The organism is Sphingomonas sp. PvP056 (genome assembly GCF_040549155.1).
GTDB lineage: Bacteria > Pseudomonadota > Alphaproteobacteria > Sphingomonadales > Sphingomonadaceae > Sphingomonas.
The window spans coordinates 549,812-569,655 of sequence record NZ_JBEPST010000001.1 but is presented as its reverse complement, the minus strand read 5'-3'; the positions used below and the strand labels follow the sequence as shown (position 1 = coordinate 569,655).

General features: G+C 65.5%; 18 protein-coding genes. 12 read left to right on the top strand and 6 right to left on the bottom strand.

Going from position 1 to position 19,844, the window contains the following annotated elements; translation table 11 throughout:
- Window positions 1-29: 29 nt before the first annotated feature.
- The 3 genes from ABIC17_RS02695 to panC all read right to left on the bottom strand — a co-directional run bounded on the left by ABIC17_RS02695 (window position 30) and on the right by panC (window position 2,630).
- Window positions 30-1,184 carry an MBL fold metallo-hydrolase gene (locus ABIC17_RS02695; RefSeq protein WP_354279456.1) on the bottom strand — a complete coding sequence of 385 codons (1,155 nt, stop codon included), beginning with the start codon at window positions 1,182-1,184 and terminating at the stop codon, window positions 30-32.
- A 200-nt stretch (window positions 1,185-1,384) separates the two neighbouring features.
- Window positions 1,385-1,681, bottom strand: coding sequence for an SEL1-like repeat protein (locus tag ABIC17_RS02690; RefSeq protein WP_354279108.1), 297 nt, complete (start codon window positions 1,679-1,681; stop codon window positions 1,385-1,387).
- Window positions 1,682-1,784: 103 nt separating this feature from the next.
- Window positions 1,785-2,630: a pantoate--beta-alanine ligase gene (panC, locus tag ABIC17_RS02685; protein ID WP_354279107.1), complete on the bottom strand. Its 846-nt coding sequence runs from the start codon at window positions 2,628-2,630 to the stop codon at window positions 1,785-1,787.
- 80 nt (window positions 2,631-2,710) lie between these two features.
- Between panC and ABIC17_RS02680 the strand changes: the two genes are divergently transcribed.
- From ABIC17_RS02680 to ABIC17_RS02640, 9 genes are all read left to right on the top strand, one after another.
- Window positions 2,711-3,505, top strand: coding sequence for a division plane positioning ATPase MipZ (locus tag ABIC17_RS02680; protein WP_354279106.1), 795 nt, complete (start codon window positions 2,711-2,713; stop codon window positions 3,503-3,505).
- Window positions 3,505-3,762, top strand: a complete 258-nt coding sequence (locus ABIC17_RS02675; protein WP_354279105.1) for a J domain-containing protein — start codon at window positions 3,505-3,507, stop codon at window positions 3,760-3,762. Before ABIC17_RS02680 ends, ABIC17_RS02675 begins: the two co-directional genes overlap by 1 nt.
- Window positions 3,763-3,821: 59 nt before the next feature.
- The gene (gene pgmG / locus ABIC17_RS02670) at window positions 3,822-5,204 is read left to right on the top strand and encodes a phosphoglucomutase/phosphomannomutase PgmG (protein ID WP_354279104.1); all 1,383 of its coding nucleotides are present in this window, start codon (window positions 3,822-3,824) and stop codon (window positions 5,202-5,204) included.
- A gap of 83 nt (window positions 5,205-5,287) precedes the next feature.
- Window positions 5,288-6,052 carry a 3'-5' exonuclease gene (locus ABIC17_RS02665; RefSeq protein WP_354279103.1) on the top strand — a complete coding sequence of 255 codons (765 nt, stop codon included), beginning with the start codon at window positions 5,288-5,290 and terminating at the stop codon, window positions 6,050-6,052.
- Between the two features lie 74 nt (window positions 6,053-6,126).
- On the top strand, window positions 6,127-7,647 hold the full coding sequence (locus ABIC17_RS02660) for a sensor histidine kinase (RefSeq protein ID WP_354279102.1): 1,521 nt from the start codon (window positions 6,127-6,129) through the stop codon (window positions 7,645-7,647).
- A 1-nt stretch (window position 7,648) separates the two neighbouring features.
- Entirely contained in the window at window positions 7,649-8,098 is a 450-nt protein-coding gene (locus ABIC17_RS02655) for a response regulator (RefSeq protein WP_354279101.1), read from the top strand.
- Entirely contained in the window at window positions 8,095-9,147 is a 1,053-nt protein-coding gene (locus tag ABIC17_RS02650; protein ID WP_354279100.1) for a sensor histidine kinase, read from the top strand. The genes ABIC17_RS02655 and ABIC17_RS02650 overlap by 4 nt, the downstream gene beginning before the upstream one ends.
- Window positions 9,148-9,281: 134 nt before the next feature.
- Window positions 9,282-9,560, top strand: a complete 279-nt coding sequence (locus ABIC17_RS02645; RefSeq protein WP_354279099.1) for a hypothetical protein — start codon at window positions 9,282-9,284, stop codon at window positions 9,558-9,560.
- Window positions 9,557-11,155, top strand: coding sequence for a methyl-accepting chemotaxis protein (locus ABIC17_RS02640; RefSeq protein ID WP_354279098.1), 1,599 nt, complete (start codon window positions 9,557-9,559; stop codon window positions 11,153-11,155). Before ABIC17_RS02645 ends, ABIC17_RS02640 begins: the two co-directional genes overlap by 4 nt.
- A 33-nt stretch (window positions 11,156-11,188) precedes the next feature.
- On the opposite strand, the gene ABIC17_RS02635 is transcribed toward ABIC17_RS02640, so the two are convergent.
- Entirely contained in the window at window positions 11,189-11,974 is a 786-nt protein-coding gene (locus ABIC17_RS02635) for a class I SAM-dependent methyltransferase (protein WP_354279097.1), read from the bottom strand.
- A 173-nt stretch (window positions 11,975-12,147) separates the two neighbouring features.
- Between ABIC17_RS02635 and ABIC17_RS02630 the strand changes: the two genes are divergently transcribed.
- Window positions 12,148-13,104 carry a DUF808 domain-containing protein gene (locus ABIC17_RS02630; RefSeq protein ID WP_354279096.1) on the top strand — a complete coding sequence of 319 codons (957 nt, stop codon included), beginning with the start codon at window positions 12,148-12,150 and terminating at the stop codon, window positions 13,102-13,104.
- A 16-nt stretch (window positions 13,105-13,120) separates the two neighbouring features.
- On the opposite strand, the gene ABIC17_RS02625 is transcribed toward ABIC17_RS02630, so the two are convergent.
- Window positions 13,121-14,338 carry an ROK family transcriptional regulator gene (locus ABIC17_RS02625; RefSeq protein ID WP_354279095.1) on the bottom strand — a complete coding sequence of 406 codons (1,218 nt, stop codon included), beginning with the start codon at window positions 14,336-14,338 and terminating at the stop codon, window positions 13,121-13,123.
- Window positions 14,339-14,674: 336 nt separating this feature from the next.
- Here ABIC17_RS02625 and ABIC17_RS02620 point away from each other — a divergent pair, with 336 nt between their 5' ends.
- Both ABIC17_RS02620 and ABIC17_RS02615 read left to right on the top strand, forming a co-directional pair.
- A complete protein-coding gene (locus ABIC17_RS02620) occupies window positions 14,675-16,141 on the top strand; it encodes a glycoside hydrolase family 125 protein (protein ID WP_354279094.1) in 1,467 nt (488 codons plus the stop codon).
- 40 nt (window positions 16,142-16,181) lie between these two features.
- The gene (locus ABIC17_RS02615; protein WP_354279093.1) at window positions 16,182-18,509 is read left to right on the top strand and encodes a GH92 family glycosyl hydrolase; all 2,328 of its coding nucleotides are present in this window, start codon (window positions 16,182-16,184) and stop codon (window positions 18,507-18,509) included.
- A 33-nt stretch (window positions 18,510-18,542) separates the two neighbouring features.
- Here the strand turns inward: ABIC17_RS02615 and ABIC17_RS02610 are convergent, their stop codons facing one another.
- Window positions 18,543-19,781 (bottom strand): amino acid deaminase, encoded by a 1,239-nt coding sequence (locus ABIC17_RS02610; RefSeq protein ID WP_354279092.1) that lies wholly within the window; start codon window positions 19,779-19,781, stop codon window positions 18,543-18,545.
- Between the last annotated feature and the right edge of the window lie 63 nt (window positions 19,782-19,844).

The following is a 19,844-nucleotide window of genomic DNA, read 5'->3' as shown; positions in this document are numbered from 1 at the left end:
ACGGCTTCTCACGCCGGGACGACATCCCGTTAGGGCAATGTGCGCGCCGCAGCAGGCAACCGTCCGACGATCTCGATCCGGTCAATCGGTGCGGGACGCGTGCGTGCGACATAGAGCGGGATGACACTCGGTTTTCCCAACGCGACAGTCCCGAACCCACGGAGCCCTGCAACGCGATTGACTGCCGCCAGTAACCGCGGCGGCGTGTCGTACGCTTCCGCCGACAGATGGAACGTCCCCCAGTGGATGCCAATCCCGGCCGATGCGCCCAGCCGGCGATAGACCTCTGCGGCATCGATCGGTCCGATATGGCTTCCCGACACCATCTGGCCGGGCACAAAGCGGAACGCGCCGATCGGGATCAGCGCCAGCCGGACAGGACCATAACTCGCCGCCGAATCCGCCCAGGTCAGATCGCCCGGCCCGGTATCGCCCGCAAAGAAGACGTTGCCGCCCGGCAGCCGCACGACGAAGCTCGACCACAAGGCCCGGTTGCGGTCGGTGAACCAGCGGCTGCCCCAATGGTGGTTGCGCGTGACGACGACCTCGACGTTCGGCTTGACCGCGATCCGCCCACCCCAGTCGAGCGCATGCGACGGAACCCCGGCTTGCGCGATGACGCTGTCATTGCCCAAACTGGTGACGATCAACGGATGATCGCGCTTCCACAGCCGCTGCAACGTTTCCAGGTCGAGATGATCGTAATGGTTGTGGCTGATCAGCACGACATCGATCTTCGGAAGCTTCTCGAACGCGATACCTGGCTCCGCAACGCGGGCAGGCCCAACCCCAAGCGGCCCGGAAGTCCGGCTCCACACCGGATCGGTCAGGATATTGAGCCCCTGCGTCTGCACAAGCACCGTGGCGTGCCCGACCCAGGTCGCCGTCATCGATCGACCGTCCACCCGCGCGGGCGGAGCAATGGCGTGGACCGGGACGTGATCGGGCCATGCCGGACGCCCGTCGCTGCGGGTGAGATAGCGCAACAGGAAGCTGCCGCGATTGCCGGCCGTGCCCGCCAGATCATCCTGTTCGCCGTCAGGATTGAAGAACCGTTGCCCGTCGAAATGGCCGCCGGGTGGCCCACTGTAGTAGCGTGCGTCGAAAAAGCGCGGGACGATCGTGATCAGCAGGCACAGGACGATCACCACCCAAAGCAGCGCCGTGCCGATCCCCTTCGCGATACTTCGGACGCTCAATGGCCTGACTTTCTCTGCGACCCGCCGAAGCGACCGTTACGGGATCCCGCGACGGGGTTCCGCCTTCATGACGGACCCCGACACGTTCTCGCTATCGTAAGGCCCAACTCCTGCAAGACCGGGTCGATCCCCGGTGCAGAACAGTCCGCGCACAGGCGCCGTTCACGCACCTGCACGACGGCGTTTCAGGCGGCGCGACGCTGTGTCGCGCGCAGCCAGGCGCGGGCCGCACCCTGAGCCGTCGCGATCTCGCGCGCGGTCATGTCCTCGGCGATCTCGCCACGGCTGACCATACCAGCCTCGCTACCGGCCACCGCCGCCAGATTGAACCATTTGTGCGCCTCGATCAGATCGACGGCGATCCCCGCCGCGCCGCTCGAATACACCATGCCGAGTTCGTAGCAGGCATCGGCATCGCCGCACGCCGCTTCCGCCAAACGACTGTCGATCAGAAATTGCGCATTTTTCAGGCTCGTGCCCATGTCGATCCGTCCCGGTTAACCATTCTCTGCGGCCGACATTGCGTCGGACCGAGTCAAATAAAGGTTAACGGCGGCATTGAACTTTAGGCGTACGACCAATGGGTTAGACGGTAGCCGGTACGTCGAGATTGTCGATCAGACGCGTGGTCCCGAGCCGCGCCGCCGCAAGCAACCGGCGTGGGCGGGACGGATCCGTATCCGCGGCCAACGTCGCTGCATCGACCAGCTCGACATAATCAACCACAAAACCTGCGGTCGTCAGCGAGTCCCGTGCCGATGCCAGGACATCGTCCGGCGCGTCGCCGCGCAGAATGGCCCGCGCGGCCTCTCCCAAGGCGCGGGGTAGCGCCACTGCCGCTGCGCGCTGTTCGTCGTCGAGATAGACGTTGCGCGATGACAGCGCGAGGCCGTCATCATCGCGCTGGGTCGGCACACCTTCGATTTCGATCCCGAAATCCAAGTCCGCGACCATCCGACGAATCACCGCAAGTTGCTGGAAATCCTTCTCGCCGAACAGCGCGATGTCCGGACGCACCTGGTTGAACAACTTCGCCACCACCGTCGCGACGCCGTCGAAATGGCCTGGTCGAGCCGCCCCATCGAGTCCTTCGCTGACCCCTGCCACCGAAATGTTGGTTGCGAAGCCCGCGGGATACATCACGTCCACCGGGGGCAACCACAGCAGGTCGCACCCCGCCTCGGTCAGCATCCGCGCGTCCGCCGCCTCACGCCGGGGGTAGCGCGCGAGATCCTCAGTGGGGCCGAACTGCTTGGGATTGACGAAGATCGACGCGACGACTTTCCGCCCCTGCCGCCGCGCGGTCTCGATCAACGCGATGTGGCCGGAGTGCAGCGCCCCCATCGTGGGGACCAGCGCGATGTCTGACCCGGCACTGCGGAAGTCGGCGATCGCGGCGCGAAGCGCTTCGAGTGTACGGATGGTTTGCACGCGGGTTGGGCCTTCGGTAAGGACGGAACGGCCTTCTATGGGGGCGGGCCCGACCGAACAAGACGTAGGATACCATCCCGTTGGCAAGTGCTGCGCGAAAACCACACATTATCGTTTTCGCCAACGAAAAGGGCGGCACCGGCAAATCGACGACCGCGGTGCATGTCGCGATCGCATTGGCGGCGCGTGGGGCCAAGGTTGCCGCTTTCGATCTCGACCATCGCCAGCGGACCATGGGGCGCTATTTCGACAATCGCGCCGCCACGGTTCAGCGCACCGGGCGCGCCTTGCCGATCCCGCGCCACGCGACGCACGACGGGGAGACGGACGCACGGTTCGAGGAGCTGTTCGCCGATCTCGCACACGATACCGATTTTCTGGTGATCGACACGCCGGGCCGTGACGATCGGTTCGGGCGTCTGTCGGCCGCACGCGCGGACACGCTGGTGACGCCGATGAACGACAGTTTCGTCGACTTCGACCTTATCGGTCAAGTCCATCCCGAAACCTACAAGGTCACACGCCCGAGCTTTTATGCCGAGATGATCTGGGACGCCCGCAAGGCGCGCGCGCGCGCGGATGGATCGACGATCGACTGGGTCGTGCTGCGCAACCGCGTCCAGCATATCGAGGCACGCAACATGCGTCGCGTGTCCGACGCACTCGACCAGCTTGCCAAGCGCGTCGGTTTCCGCATCGTGCCGGGACTGGGCGAGCGCGTGATCTACCGTGAGCTGTTCCCCGCCGGACTCACGATGCTCGACGCAGGCGAATTCGGCGCGATGGGGCTGGCGCATGTCGCCGCGCGCCAGGAACTGCGCGAGATGATGGGCGCGCTCGCGCTGCCCGACACCGTGTTGCCGCAGGTCGCTTGATGACCAAGGTCCTCCTCTTCGTCGCGCTGATCGTAGGTGTGTGGTTGCTGCTGCGCCCCAAACCCAAGGCCACGCGGATCCAGCCCCCGGAGGAGACCGAGGCGCGCGCGGTGCTGGGGGTTGGCCCACGCGCGAATGCCGCGGATATCCGCGCGGCACATCGCCGTCTTGTCACTGCGCTGCATCCCGATAAGGGCGGATCTGCCGAACTTACCCGCCGTATCAACGCGGCGCGCGACACATTGCTCAAACCATAGTCTTTGAACTTTCGCACGTTTGGTCGATTGACCCGTGCACAGACCCCAGGAGGACAAACATGACCCATCGTTTCGACCCGACTTCGCTCCGCGAGTATGACATCCGCGGCATCGTCGGCAAAACGCTTGGCACCGCCGATGCGGACGCGATCGGTCGCGGCTTCGGCACGCGCGTTCGCCGCGCTGGCGGCACGCGGGTTGCGGTCGGCTATGACGGCCGCCTGTCCTCGCCCGAGCTGGAGGCGGCCCTGATCGGCGGTCTCATCGCATCGGGCGTCGACGTCGTGCGGATCGGCATGGGGCCGACCCCGATGCTCTATTACGCCGAAGCCACGCTAGAAGTGGATGGCGGCATCGAGATAACCGGCAGCCATAATCCCTCCGACTACAACGGCTTCAAGATGGTGCTCCAGCACAAGCCGTTCTTTGGCGCGGACATTCAGGAGCTCGGCCGGATGGCCGCCGAGGGCGATTGGGAAACCGGCGAGGGTACCGTCTCGACCGCCGATATCGAGGACGAATATGTCGGTCGTCTGGTCGCGGGTTTCGCGGGCGGCACCTACAAGATCGGTTGGGACGCCGGTAACGGCGTCTCGGGCCCGATCATCGAGAAGCTCGTCAAGTTCCTGCCAGGTGAGCATCACCTGCTGTTCACCGATGTCGACGGCAATTTTCCCAACCATCATCCCGATCCTACCGATGAAGCCAATCTGGTCGATCTCAAGCGGCTCGTCGCGGAGAAGAACCTCGATTTCGGTTTGGCCTTCGATGGCGACGGCGACCGGATCGGCGCGATCGACGGCGAAGGTCGCGTGATCTGGGGTGACCAGATCCTCTCCATTCTGGCCGAACCTGTCCTCAAGGAGCTTCCGGGCGCGACGATCATCGCCGACGTCAAGGCGTCGCAGATGCTTTACGACCGGGTCGAGGAACTGGGTGGCAAGCCGCTGATGTGGAAGACCGGGCACAGCCTGATCAAGATGAAGATGAAGGAAACCAACAGCCCGCTCGCGGGCGAGATGAGCGGCCACATCTTCTTCGCGCATGAATATTACGGGTTCGACGACGCGCAATACGCCGCCGTCCGTTTCATCCGTGCGGCGCACATGATCGGCAAGTCGGTCACCGAACTGCGCGGTGCGATGCCCGCGCTGGTCAACACGCCGGAAATGCGGTTCCAGGTCGACGAGAGCCGGAAGTTCGCGGTGGTCGAGGAAGTGCTCGCACGGCTCGAGGCCGACGGTGCCGAAGTCGACCGCACCGACGGCGCGCGCGTCAACACGCCCGACGGCTGGTGGCTGCTCCGTGCATCGAACACGCAGGACGTGCTCGTTGCCCGCGCCGAGGCCAAGGACCAGCCTGCGCTCGACCGCCTGCTCGCGATGATTGACGACCAGCTCGAGAAGAGCGGCCTGCAGCGCGGCCCGCAGGCAGCGCACTAAGCGTTGGACCGTCACCCCGGGTTCGTCCCGGGGTGACGGATACGCCCCTCGCAATCCTCGGCTAAACACGCCACTTAGGCGCAATGCCTCCCCCCGCTCCCCAGATCATCCGCGTCATCGACCTAGAGACCACCGGCGAAGGCCCGCCGATCCACGGCGTGTGCGAAATCGGCTGGCAGGACGTCGCGCTCCAGAAGGACGGCCGCTGGGAGATCGAAGGCGAAGGCGGCGCGCGCCTCGTCAACCCCGGTCGCCCGATCCCGCCGCTCACCCAGGCGATCCACCACATCCTCGACGAACAGGTCGCCGACGCACCGTTCTGGCATGACGTCGCACGCGGGGTACTCGACCCCTATCCGCGCCGGATCGCGCTCGCGGCGCACCGCGCGGATTACGAACAGAAGTTCTGCACGACCCCGCTGACGCGCGGCGCGCCGTGGATCTGCACTTGGAAATGCGCGCTGCGGTTGTGGCCCGACACGCCGAGCTTCTCTAACCAGATGCTACGCTACTGGCGCAAACCCGAAGGGATGATCCATGAACGCGGCCTGCCCGCGCATCGTGCCTTCCCCGACGCATATGTCACCGCGTTCCACCTTCGCGACATGCTCAACGAGGTCGGCCCAGAGCAACTGCTCGCCTGGTCGGCGGTCCCTGGCCTGCTACCGCGCGTGATTCGTCCCGGGCCGGATCGCGGCAAGAGCTGGCAGGAGATCAGCGACGATTCGCTTTCGATCATGCTGGGCGACCGCGACATGGACGTTCGCTTCACCGCCGAGACCGAGCTAGCCCGGCGGCGTGGCGGTGGTGTCGTGGGTCGACCTTCGCCGCAAGGGAAGTTGCTCTAAAGCCGCAAGTTGCTTGATCGGCGTTAGTGCGGCGGTACTGGTGTTTATCGTTGCCGATGCGTAAGGACGACCGCATGTACAGGCGGTTGCTTCCCGGTTTCAGCGTCAGTGAAGGGCGCATGGGCCGTTTCCTGGTGACCTGTATGGCACTGGGGTTCTTCGCATTGATTGTCGCCGGAGTCGCCGCGGCATGGTCAACCGCGCAGAATGAGCAGCACACCGCCGATGTCGGCCACACCTATCAGGTCGAGATCGCGATCAACCGTGCGCGCGTACTGATCGAGCAAAGCGAAACGGCCCGACGCGGGTTCCTGCTGACCGGCGACACGGCGTATCTGCAATCCTATCGCACCGTCATGGCCGCCCTCCCCGGCGCGATCGGGCGGATCGCTGCGCTTACCGCAGACAACCCGGGACAACAGTCCAAGGTCGCCACGCTGCGCCGGCAGATCGCCGATCTTGAGCAGCACCGCGAGCGCACGATCAGCCTGTCGGTGCGCGGCGACCAGTCGGCAGCGCTCGTCCAATTTCAGCAGGAGACGAGTATCCGCCGGATGCGCGCGGTACGGACGCTCGCAGACGGGATGATCGCGGAAGAACAGCGCTTGCTGGCGATCCGCGACGCCGCACAGCAGGCGAGCGTCCGGGTCTTCTACATCACGTTGATCTGTGCCGGCCTGCTGCTGGTCCTGGTCGCGATCATCACGCTCGTGACGCTGTTGCGCTACACACGAGAGCTGGCCACGTCGCGCGACGCGATCCGCGATTTTGCCGATACGCTTGAGGATCTGGTCGAGGAACGCACCGCCGACCTGAGCCGTGCGAACGAGGAGATCCAGCGTTTCGCCTATATCGTCAGCCACGACCTCCGGAGCCCGCTGGTCAACGTCATGGGGTTCACGGCTGAACTCGAGGCGGCGACGGGCACGATCGGCGAACTGATCGATCGCGCCGAGGAACGCGCCCCCGAGCTTGTGACCGAGGACGTCCGCTTTGCCGCCCGCGAGGATCTGCCCGAGGCGATTCGTTTCATCCGCACCTCAACGCAGAAGATGGACCGTCTCATCAACGCGATCCTCAAGCTGTCGCGCCAGGGCCGCCGCGTGATTGCCGCCGAACAGCTCGACATGACAACGCTGATCGACGGGATCGGCGCGAGCCTGACTCAGCAGATGGAACAACGCGACACCATCCTGACGATCGAGCAACCGCTGCCGGATCTGGTCAGCGACCGATTGGCGGTAGAGCAGATCTTCTCCAACCTGATCGAAAATGCGGTGAAATATCTCGATCCCAAGCGCCCGGGCCGGATCGTCGTGCGCGGGAAGCGTGACGGCAAGCGCATCCACTATGAGATCGAGGACAATGGCCGCGGCATTGCCCCGTCGGACCACAGCCGCGTCTTCGACCTGTTCCGCCGCTCCGGGACGCAGGACCAGCCCGGTGAAGGGATCGGACTCGCGCATGTCCGTGCGTTGGCGTATCGCCTCGGCGGGGTGATCGACGTCGCGTCCGAATTGGGACGTGGTGCAACCTTCCGCCTGATACTGCCGGCAACCTATGCCGAACCCAAGACCGACACCCGAGGACGTTGACATGACCGACCACCAGACCGTCAGCATCATCATGATCGAGGATGACGAAGGTCACGCCCGGTTGATCGAGAAGAACATCCGCCGTGCAGGCATCCTGAACGAAATCCAGCATTTCACCGACGGCACCAGCGCGCTCGAATATCTGTTCAACGCCGACAACGGCCCGGGGCGCGGTGGCCCGGCGCTGGTGCTGCTCGATCTCAACCTGCCCGACATGGGCGGGATCGACATTCTCGCGCGGATCAAGGGGTCGGACGGTCCGCTCAAGCGCACCCCCGTCGTGGTGCTCACCACCACCGACGACAAGGTCGAGATCCAGCGCTGCTATGATCTGGGCTGTAACGTCTACATCACCAAGCCGGTCAATTACGAAAGCTTCGCCCAGGCGATCCGCCAGCTCGGCCTGTTCCTGTCGGTGATCCAGGTTCCCGACGCCGAGGGCCACGGGTGATCGCAACCGCCGAACCTGGCACCGGACCGGCGGTCCTTTACATCGATGACGACGCGGGCCTGCGCCGGCTCGCGGCGCGTTCCTTGTCGCGACATGGCTTCATCGTCACCGTTGCCGAGGGCGGTGCCGAAGGGCTTGCCCTCGCGCAGCAACACGCCTTTGATCTGATCGCGGTTGACCATTACATGCCGGGCATGGACGGGATCGAGACGCTGGAGGCGATCCGCAAACTCCCGGTCTCGCCGCCGGTCGTCTACGTCACCGGGTCGGAGGAAGGTCGCATCGCGGTCGCCGCGCTCAAGGCAGGCGCGTCCGACTATGTCGTCAAGACGATCGGCAGCGACTTCTTCGACCTGCTGGCCAGCGCGTTCGAACAGGTGCTCGAACGCGCTGCGCTCGAGCGTGACAAGGCCGCGGCCGAGGACCAGTTGCGCGCGAGCAACGCGCGGCTCGAGGCGCTGCTGCGCGAGGTCAACCACCGCGTCGCCAACAGTCTGCAGATCGTGTCTGCGATGGTGCGGATGCAATCCGCTGCCTTGCAGGATGACGGTGCGCGTCTCGCGTTGGAGGATACGCAGCGCCGGATCGCCGCGATCGCGCAGGTCCACCGCCGTCTCTATACCAGCAACGATGTCGAACAGGTCGACATGCGCGAATATCTGAAGGCGCTGGTCGACGAACTCGGGGAAACCTGGTCAACGCCGACCGCACCGCGCGTGCTGTCGCTGTTTGCGGAACCGATCCGGCTTGCCACCGATCGTGCGGTGTCACTTGGGGTGATCGTCACCGAACTCGTCAGCAATGCGTGCAAATATGCCTATCCGACCGGCGGCGGCGAAGTCCGGGTATCTCTCCGGGGGGATGGCGAGGCGCATTTCTGGCTCGCCGTGGAAGACGACGGGGTTGGCATGGGGCCAGACGCCACGCCGCAAGGCACGGGCGTCGGGACAAAGCTGATCCGCGCGATGGCGCAGAGCCTGCAAACGATCGTCGAATATGACAGCATCGGCACAGGCGTCCGCGCGACCTTGCGCGCGACGCGCGACTGACAAATCGAAGATATCGGCGGCGCTCCAACTAAAGTCTCAGGCGATGTTGCCGCCTGACTTACCTGCTATTAACCGCGACACCGTAATTCGGTCGGATGCGCCATTCCTCGACCGCCATTGTCCTTTCGCTTCACGTGACGGCGATTAGCGCATCGCTGCTCGGCATGGCGTTGTGGCCGCCTCGATCGGGTGCGATGATGCTGGTGCCGCTTCATCAAAACGTCGCGTCGGTCGCAACGCTTGCGCGCGCGGGTGGCGCAATGCTGCTGGGCAAGGGGCCGTTTCCCGGCTCGCTCGTGGTGGTCGGCAATCGCGCGCAAATTGCCCGTCACATTCCGACCGGCGACGTGCTGATCCTCGCCAGCCTGCCGACAGGGTGTGGTGACGCGAGCGTTCTGGAGACCTTGGCATGAACCGCTTGTCCACGATGATGACCAGGCTCTCGACCTTCACCGGCGATGCCATCCCCGGCAATCCGCTCGATACCATGCGGCGCCGTGGCGTACGGATCTGGGCCTTGATCGGGTGGCTCTCGCTTGCCCTGCTGCTGATCGGCAATAGCGCGCTCGGCGCGGGAGCCGGGTTGCCGCTGATCGTCATCGGCGTGGCGATCAATATCGCCCCGACACTGGTCGCTCTGCGGGGGCGATATGATGCACCGGCGCGGACACTGATGGGGTCGACCGCGGCGATCCTTCCCGCGATGCTCGTCTTCCTGCTGAAGGGCCATGCCTGGCAGATGGACGCGCACATGTATTTCTTCGTCGGCATGGCGGCGTTGGTTATTCTGGCCGACTGGCGCCCGATTGCACTCGCGACGGTGCTGGCCGCGCTGCACCACGTGTCGCTGGAATGGCTTGCGCCGCAATATGTGTTTTCGGGGACGGGCAATATCGGGCGGATCCTGTTTCACGTCGTTGCGGTCGGCCTGCAATTCGGCGTTCTCGCCGCGCTGACGATCCAGCTTGAGCGACTGATCCTTGGGCAACAAGCCGCGCTCCAGCGCGCGCGCGAGCTGACCAGGACTGCCGAGGATGGCCAGCGCCAGACCGAACACGCGATGCAGCAAGCGCGCTTCGCCGCCGCCGATGCCGCCCGCGAACGCCAGCACCGCGAAGAAGAGGCGCGCCGCACCGCGCAGGAACGCCGCGCCGAACTCGTCACCATCGCGAACGAATTCGAACGGTCGGTAACGTCCGTCATCAAAATGATCGGCGATTCGACCCAGCGGCTCGAACAGTCGGCGGTAAAGCTCGAGGATCTGACCGACAGCACGACGCACGATGCGGACGAAGCCGCGGCGGGGGCCGGGCGCGCGGCGGTGGACATCGCACAGGTCGCGGCGTCGATCCGCACGCTGTCGCAATCCGTCCAGACCATTGCGATTGCCGCGGATCGTCAGTCGGTCCTGACCGAGACCGCCAGCGCGGAGGCCAAGCGAAGCGTCGAGACCGTCGCGATGCTGGAGGGGCACGCGGTCCAGATCGAAGGCTTCCTCGACGACATTCGCAAAATCGCCGCGAAGACCAATTTGCTCGCGCTCAACGCGACGATCGAGGCCGCACGCGCTGGTGACGCAGGCCGCGGCTTCGCGGTTGTCGCGGGCGAGGTGAAGGCGCTGTCCGCCGATACGACGCGTGCGAGCGACCGCATCGGCAACCTCATTTCCGGCATTCGCGAGGGCGTCGCGGATACCAGCACCAAGCTCAACAGCGTCAACGGCGCGATCCGGCAGGTCTCGCTGGCGGCATCCGGGATCGCGACGGCGGTCGCCGAACAGCGCTCCACGGCAGAAGACGTCGACGCCGGCGCGGACCGCGCGGCATCGACCGCGGACGAGGTGGAACGGCGGATCACCGACGTCGCCCGCGCCGGGGGCACCGCATCGTCGCTCTCTGCCGACGTCAGCAAAAGCGCGGGCGAACTCGCCGTCAGCGCGCGCGACCTGCTGCGGTCGACCGATCGGTTCGTATCGTTTCTGCAGGACGACCACGCCGTCGCCGCCTGACGGCCACGGCGGGATCGCGCAGTCCGGACCGACTTAGCGCGGTTTACGGAAACGATAAACGAACTGGTCGGTCTTTCCGCGGATCGCCGGATCGAACACCGCCGCATTATGGTCATCGGCCGGGTTGCGCAGCGCATCACTTTCGCCGTCGAACACGAAGCCCGCCTTGACGACCTCCGCCTTGACCGCGGCGGGATCGATCCGGTGTTTGGTCGACGTGCCCGCGAGCCCGCTGCCGGGCGCGTCGGCATGGTCGATCACGACATAGGTGCCGCCGGGCTTCAGCGCCGCGAACACCTGCTTGTTGAACGCGTCAATCGCCGCTTCGCCCGCAGGCGTGTTGGCGACGTCGTGGTAGTTCTGCACGGTCCAGAACAGGTCGACCGGCTCGGACGCGCGGATGCTCGGTCCCGACATGACCGTCAGCGAAGTGTTCGAGAGATGCCGTGCCTCCAGCGCGGGAAGCGTTTTCTCGGCATATTTGGCGCCCGCCGCGGGCCAGATCGCATAGACGTGCCCGGCCTTGCCCACCGTGCCCGACAGGATCCGCGTCCAATATCCGGCACCCGGGAAGAAATCGACCACCTCGTCCCCCGGCCCGACACCCGCGAACGCAAGCACGTCCGCCGCCTTGCGCCGCGCATCGTCGCCCTGCGCATCGGCGCGCGCCGGATCGGCCAGGGCCTTGGCGACTGCGCGTTGCGTCTCCTTGGGATTGTGCTTGGAGGCGACCGCCACCGACGCGGCATTGGCGTTAACCGATACCACGGCCCCCGCGATCAATCCGGTTGCAACAAGACCCGTCCACATCGTCCGCATCGTCTTCTCCCCCGGCCATGACGGCCTGTCTCGATTGTATCCCATTTCGGGCGCGGCTGCATCGCCCATCCTGCCGGAGTGTTGCACGGGGCGTACGGATCGATAAGCAGGCAGCGGTGTTCCCTTGAGACCGGACGTCTCGGCGCCCGTCTCGTCCAATCGAAAGCCTTCACATGCCCTCTGGTCTGGTCGCCCTGCTCGACGACGTCGCCGCGATCGCGCGCCTTGCCGCCGCGTCGGTCGACGATGTCGCGGCCGCTTCATTCAAGGCATCGTCCAAGGCAGTCGGCGTGGTGGTGGACGATGCCGCGGTCACGCCGAAATACGTCTCCGGGCTGACCCCGGCGCGCGAGCTTCCGATCATCTGGCGGATCGCCAAGGGGTCGCTGCGCAACAAATTGCTGTTCCTGTTGCCGGCTGCGCTGTTGTTCAGCGCGTTCCTGCCGTGGATCATCACGCCGATCCTGATGGTCGGCGGCCTGTATCTCGCCTTCGAAGGCGCGGAGAAGATCCTCGGTGCGCTGCTCGGCCACGATGCGCATGCCGAAGACGCCGCGCTGGAAGGGCAGGACGCCACCGCGATCGAGAACACCAAGGTCGCGGGCGCGGTCCGCACCGACCTGATCCTGTCCGCCGAGATCATGGCGATCGCCTTGTCCGAAGTGTCGGACCAGCCGATCCTGACGCAGGCGGCCGCGCTCATCGCGGTGTCGTTGCTGATCACCGCCGGTGTTTACGGCGTGGTTGGGCTGATCGTGAAGATGGACGATATCGGCCTTCATCTGGCGCAGCGCTCGAACGCCACTTCGCGCGCGATCGGCCGCGGGATGGTTGCGGCGATGCCGGTCGTGCTCGGCGCGCTGGCGAAGATCGGGACGGTGGCGATGCTGTGGGTCGGCGGGGGAATCCTGGTGCACGGACTGGAAGAGTTCCACCTCGTCACGATCCCGCACGTCGCCGAGGGTATTGCAGCGTTCTTTGCCCGCCTGCTGCCCTTTGCCCCCGGTGTCGGCCACTGGTTCGGCTTCGCGCTCGCATCAGCCTTGGTCGGGCTCGTCGCAGGCAGCGTTCTCGCGCTGATCGTGCCGCGCGTGATGGCAGTGTTCGGCAAGAAAGCGCCCGCCCACTGAGCAACCGACGCCGCTGCTAGACGCCCCGCCCGACCTGCATCAGGGCTGCGTCCGAGGGCAGCAACTGGTCGAGGAAGGGCAACAGGGCGGCGCCGATGACCGGCGCGTCACCGCCCAGCGCAGCCCGTACGATCGGGGCCATCGTCGGCAAGGGCATCTCGCCGAGCAGTATGTGGAGCCGCTCGATCAGCGCATCCACCAGCGGCTCGGACAGGCGCCCGCCGATGATGATGGTATGCGGGTCGATCAGGCAATTGATGCTGACGAGCGGCGCGATCAACGCACGCGATGCCGCATCGACCCAGCGATCCAGAACGTCGCGTACCGCCGGGTCGCTCGCATCGATGTCCGCCGGGCTGGCAACCCGGATGCCTGCCGTTTCCAGCGCCTGCATCAACGCTGACAGCGAGACGATATCCTGGACCACCGCGCCAGCGACCGCGCTGGTCGGATCGGGAAGCAGCCCTAGTTCCGCGCTGCGCCGGTTCGCGCCCTCGACATAATGGCGATCGATCATCAATCCGCCGCCGAGCCCGGAATTGATCAGGATGTAGAAGAAGCTCGGCTCCGAACGGCCCATGCCCGACTGCGCCTCCCCGATCGCCGCCGCCGCCGCGTCGTTGTCGACGAGCACCGGCCACGGCAGCACGGGGGACAACAGATCCGGGATCGATAGGTTGACCCAGTCGCTATACCGCTCCGGGCGGCCGGGGAGCGCGATGTTCCCCAGATCGTCCGGTACCGCGACCCCGACGCCAAGCACGCGGTCGCGTCCGACCTTCGCCTCGGCCAGCAACGGATCGAGCGACGCGGTTACGAAGGCGACCACATCCGCGGGAAGCGCGAACGGGATATCGTTGGCGATCCGCGCACGGACCTGCCCGGCCAGATCCAGCGCGACCAGTGTCAAATGATCGCGATCGATGTTGAGGCCGATCGCGACACACCCCAGCGGCTCGATCGTAAGGCGGATCGCGGGTTGCCCGCGCGGCCCCTGCAGACGACCGATCTCCTTGACCAGTCCCGCATCCATCAACCGGCGCGTGATGTTGGCGATCGTCGGCGCGGTCAGCCCGGTGGTGCGGCACAGGTCGACCCGCGTGGTTTCCTCGCTGTTGCGGATGACCTGAAGAACGACGCGCTGGTTATAATCGCTGGCACGCGCGAGATTGGTGCCCGACAAGGACACGGCCAACCGCGCACCGCGCGGCTCTCGAACGGGTTCAACGGTCATCATCCTGCCTTTCAACGATGGGCATAAGGATCATGGGTAACCCGTCATCCGCCCCGTTCGCAATCTCGTACCCGCGGGCATGGGGCGGTGTCACGCGCGACCGTACCGCTGGGAAGTAACAAAATTAAATTTATTAAATTGCTTGCTCGGGCCGCGCCCCTGCCTTAGCTTTCGGTTGCTTCAACGGCAGGCGACTGACCTGCCCGCCATAACAACAAGATACGCCGCATTGGTCGCAGGAATGCGCCAGGTGGATCGGGAGAAAGATCGTGGCGGTTCGCACGCCAATTCCATCAGGCCTGACAGCATCGGTATTGATGCCCTCGGCACGTCGGCATGACTGATCGTCCGTCCGCTTCGCTCGGTCGCCGCGATCTGCTGATCGCCGGGGCAAGCAGTGCTTCGCTCCTTGCCTTCCCCGGAACCGCTTTTGCCGCCACCCTCGCGCCGGGCGAAGCGACGGCCAGCCGACGTCCCCCGCGCAACCAGCGACGTTTCGTCAGCCCCGCGGTCGAACGCGAGATCAGCCGGGTCAAGGCGCGCATCGCGGACCCCGGCCTCGCGCAACTGTTCGAGAATTGCTACCCGAACACGCTCGACACCACCGTCTTCACCAGCACCATCGACGGCAAGCCCGACACGTTCGTCATCACCGGCGACATCGAGGCGATGTGGCTGCGCGACAGTTCGGCGCAACTCCAGACCTACGTCCATCTGTGCCGCCAGGACCCTGCCCTGCGCCGGTTGTTCCAGGGCGTGATCCAGCGGCAGGCGCGCTGCATCCTGATCGACTCCTACGCCAACGCGTTCATGGCGGACCCCACCGCCAAGTCGAACCTCGGCGCGATCACCGACATGACCGAGATGCGGCCGGGCGTCGCCGAGCGAAAGTGGGAACTCGACTCCCTCTGCTATCCGATGCGGCTGGCGCACGCCTATTGGAGCGAGACGAAGGACACCGTTCCGTTCGATGGCTTGTGGGCAAAGGCGATGGCGCGCGCCGTTGCGACGATGCGCGAACAGCAGCGCAAGACGAACGACGGACCGTATAAGTTCGAGCGCGTCAATCGCCATGCGACCGAGACGCTGATGCTGAAGGGCATCGGCGCGCCGACGAGCAAGGTCGGGTTGATCCATTCGATGTTCCGGCCGTCCGACGATGCCTGCACGCTGCCGTTCCTGATCCCGTCCAACCTGTTCGCGGTCGCCGCGCTGCGGATGCTGGCGAAGATCCACGCCGAGGCGCGCCACGATACCGCCGCCGCCGCAGATTGCATCGCGCTGGCGGACGAAGTCGATGCCGCGCTCAAGGCGCATGGCCAGATGGACGACGGCAAGGGCAGCAAGGTCTGGGCGTTCGAGGTCGACGGGTTCGGCAATGCGATCTTCATGGACGACGCGAATGTACCGAGCCTGTCCGCGCTGCCGTTGCTGGGCGCCGCCCCGCGGACCGATCCGCTGTATCGCCGCACCCGCGCGCTTGCCTGGAGCACGCGCAATCCGTATTTCTTCACCGGCACCGCCGCCGACGGGATCGGCGGCCCGCACAAGGGCCTCGGCATGATCTGGCCGATGTCGATCATCGTCCGCGCGATGACCAGTGATGACGATACCGAGATCCGCCAGTGCCTCAAGTGGCTGAAGACGACCGATGCGGGCACCGGCTTCATCCATGAATCGTTCGACAAGGACGATCCGGCGCGCTTCTCGCGCCCGTGGTTCGCCTGGGCGAACGGTCTGTTCGGCGACCTGATCCTCGATCTCGAGCGGCGTCGCCCCGCTTTGCTGGCCGAACGTTTCTGACCTGCTTCCCCGCACCGTCCCCGATTCAGGAGAGTATCGCTTGATCCGCGCCAACCGTCGCCAGTTGCTCGCAGGCTCTGCCCTTGCCGCACTCGGCACCGCCTTGCCGTCCATCGCTTCGGCGCAATCGTCCAGGGCGGCGGTCCAGAACACAGCCCCCAATCTGTTCGTCGGCACCGGCGGGCACGGCCACACCTTCCCCGGCGCGACCATGCCGTTCGGGATGGTGCAGCTGTCCCCCGACACCAACAATTTCGGCTGGGATGCCTGCTCGGGCTATCACCAGTCGGATCGCTCGATCATGGGCTTCTCGCATACCCATCTGTCGGGAACCGGGATCGGCGACATGCTCGATGTGCTGGTCGTGCCGACGCGCGCACCGTTGAAGCTCGTCCCCGGATCGCGCGAGAACCCGTCCTTGGGCTATCGCCAACGCTATAGCGAGGAACATGCCGAGCCCGGCTATTACCGCGTGAAGCTTGAATCGGGTGTCGTCGCGGAATTGACCGTGACCGAACGGACCGGATTGCACCGCTACACCTTCGCCAAGGGGCCGGGACACATCCTGATCGACTTCACGCATTGCAAGCAGGAGACCGAGGCAGAGCTGATCCGGATCGAGGATGCCTCGCTAGCCCTCAGCGACGATGGGACGCTGACCGGCAGCCGGCAGGTCTTCCGCTGGGCCGAAGGACGCCGGATCCACTTCGCAATGCAGCTTTCGCGCAAGCCGGACCGCGTGCAATTCTATGGCGACGACGATCGCCCCGTGGCGCCGGGTGCGAAGGGCGTGACCGGCCACCGGCTCAAGGTCGCGCTGTTCTACGACGATGCGGGCGCTGCACCGATCCTCGTCAAGACCGGGATCTCGGGGGTCGACGTCGCTGGCGCGCACGGTGCGCTGGCGGAAGCGCCGGGCTGGGCATTCGATCGCGCCAGCACCGCCGCACGCCGGACCTGGGCAAAGGAACTCGACATCCTGCGCGTGTCCGGCGGCACGCCTGCGCAGCGCACGATCCTGTCGAGCGCACTGTACCATACGCTGATGGGGCCGACGTTGTTCAGCGACCGTGACGGGCGCTACATGGGGCTCGATCAGCAAGTCCATACGCTCGCCGCCAGCGAGCGTGCGTACAGCGCCTATTCGCTGTGGGACACCTATCGCGCGCTGCATCCGCTGATGACGCTGGTGCGCCCCGACATGGCCGAACGCTTCGTCCACGACCTGATCCGCCAGACGCAGCAAAGCCCGTACGGCCCGCCGACCTGGCCGCTTCAGGGGTACGAGACGGGCTGCATGAACGGCTGGCATTCGGTCGTCGTGCTCGCCGAAGCGCACGCCAAGGGGATCAAGGCCGATTACGCGGCGGCATGGCCCAACATCCGCAAGCGCGCATTCGATGCAAGCTACAAGGACAGCCTCGCGACGCTCGGGCGCGACCATTACATGAAGCTCGGCTATATTCCGGCGGACAAGATCAAGGAGTCGGTCAGCCGTACGCAGGAATATGCGTATGACGATCACGCCATGGCGGCACTGGCGGACGCAATCGGCGAACGCAGCGATGCGGCCGCCCTGCGCAAGCGCAGCGGCAACTGGCGCAACGTGATCGACCCCAAGATCGGTTTCGCGCGCCCGCGCTTTGCCGACGGAAGCTGGTGGGCGACGTACGATCCGGTCACGCTCGGTCACATGCCGCAGCCGCGCTGGCGCGATTATACCGAGGCGAACGGCTGGCAGGCGACGTTCCTCAACCAGCATGACATCTACGGCATGATCGCGCACATGGGCGGCGACACGGCGTATGAGGCGAAGGTCGATTCCTTCTTCAACGCGCCGTCCACCCTTCCCGACAATGCGCCACCCGATATTGCCGGGCTGGTCGGGCAATATGCGCACGGGAACGAACCCGGGCACCACGTCGCCTATCTCTATGCCTATGTCGGCGCGCCGTGGAAGACGCAGGCGATGGTTCGGCGGCTGTGCGCCGAGATGTACAAGAACGATCCGGACGGCGTGATCGGCAACGACGATTGCGGGCAGATGAGCGCGTGGTTCATCCTGTCGTCGCTCGGCTTCTATCCGGTCGATCCCACGACGGGGATCTACGTGCTGGGATCACCGCTGTTCGACACCGCGGAACTGCGCGTCGGTGCGGGCAAGACCTTGCGCGTCCGCGCGATCAACAACGCGCCCGACCGGCCCTACGTCCAGTCGGTACGCTGGAATGGCAAGCCGTGGACGAAGAACTGGATCGCCCACGCCGACATCATCGGCGGCGGGGAGCTCGAGTTCACGATGGGCGCGAAGCCGTCGCGCTTTGGCGCAGGGGTCGCGGATCGTCCGCCGTCCGCACCACGCGCCTGACGAAACCGGGCGGGGGTCGCCCCCCGCCCGCGTTCAGAAGAATGTCTCCACGACGTCGATCACCGTGAAATCGTCATCGACCACAAGAATCTTGCGCCATTTGTCGAAGGTCAGGCACGGGTGCGATATGTCGAACGCGATCACGTCGCCGACCGCGATGTCGTCGCCCGGCGCGATCGTCAGATACGCATGCTGGTCCATCAGACCGGTGACTTCCCAATGGACCGGTGCTTCGGCGGGACGATCGTCGCGGTCGGGGCGGAACAGCGTCGCAGGGCGCGGCAGCCCCGCATCGAACGCGACGTCGCGCTTCCCCATCGCGATGATCGCACGCGTCAGGTCGGGGATCGACTGCACCACCGCCCAGATCCGCAGCGCGGGCAACAACGCCTCGCCGAACGTCGGGGCGACGGCATTGCGCTTAAGGATCGCTTCCTGCGCGACGCGGTACAGTCCGTCGTCATGGCTGATGTAGCAGCCCGGACGCAGCACGACCTCGACCTCGCCCGCCTTCGCCATCGATGCGGTTTCGTCGGCGACGATGTCATACCAGGCGGACCCCGCCCCCGACAGGATCGCAGGCGTCCGGTCGATCCGATCGTCCGCGATCAGCCGTTTCGTCACCTCGACCGCGCGGCGAACGAACCGCCGGACATGGGCTTCGTCGGGAAGCACGCCTTCGTAGAATTCCACACCGCCGAGCCTAAGATGATCGCGCCATGCATCGAGCGCGGCGAGAACGTCCGCAAGCCCCGCTTCGTCACGAACCCCGGCACGATACCCGGGCTGATCGGGCTCCGGCGCCAGTTCGATCAGCACATCGAGCACCACGCCCGCCGACCGGCATCCCTCGCCCAGCAACGCCACGCCCGCTGCGGAATCGACGATGCAGATCACGTGCTGGTCGGGGATCGCCAGCAGACCGACGACCGCCGCGACATTCGCCTTTCCGACGATCTGGTTCGCGATCAGGATCCGACGGACTCCGTGCGCGGCGGCGACCTGTGCCTGCTGGCTTGTGGCGACCGTGATGCCCCACGCGCCGTGCGCGATCTGCCGCTGGAACAGCTTGGGGGCCATCGTCGTCTTGCCGTGCGGCGCGAGCGAGACGCCATAGGCGTGGATGAACGACCGCATCCAGTCGAGATTATGCTGCATCCGCCGCTCGTTGAGCACGGCCGCCGGGAAGCTGACATCGCCCCTCAGCAGGTTCCACGGATCTGCGTCCACGACGCCTATCCCCTTGTGAAGCTCCAGCTTCTGATCGTCCACGCGCCTGCTCCTCGTTAAAGAAAATTGTTTACATTATTACCCGCCAAGGTGACAACGCCGTTG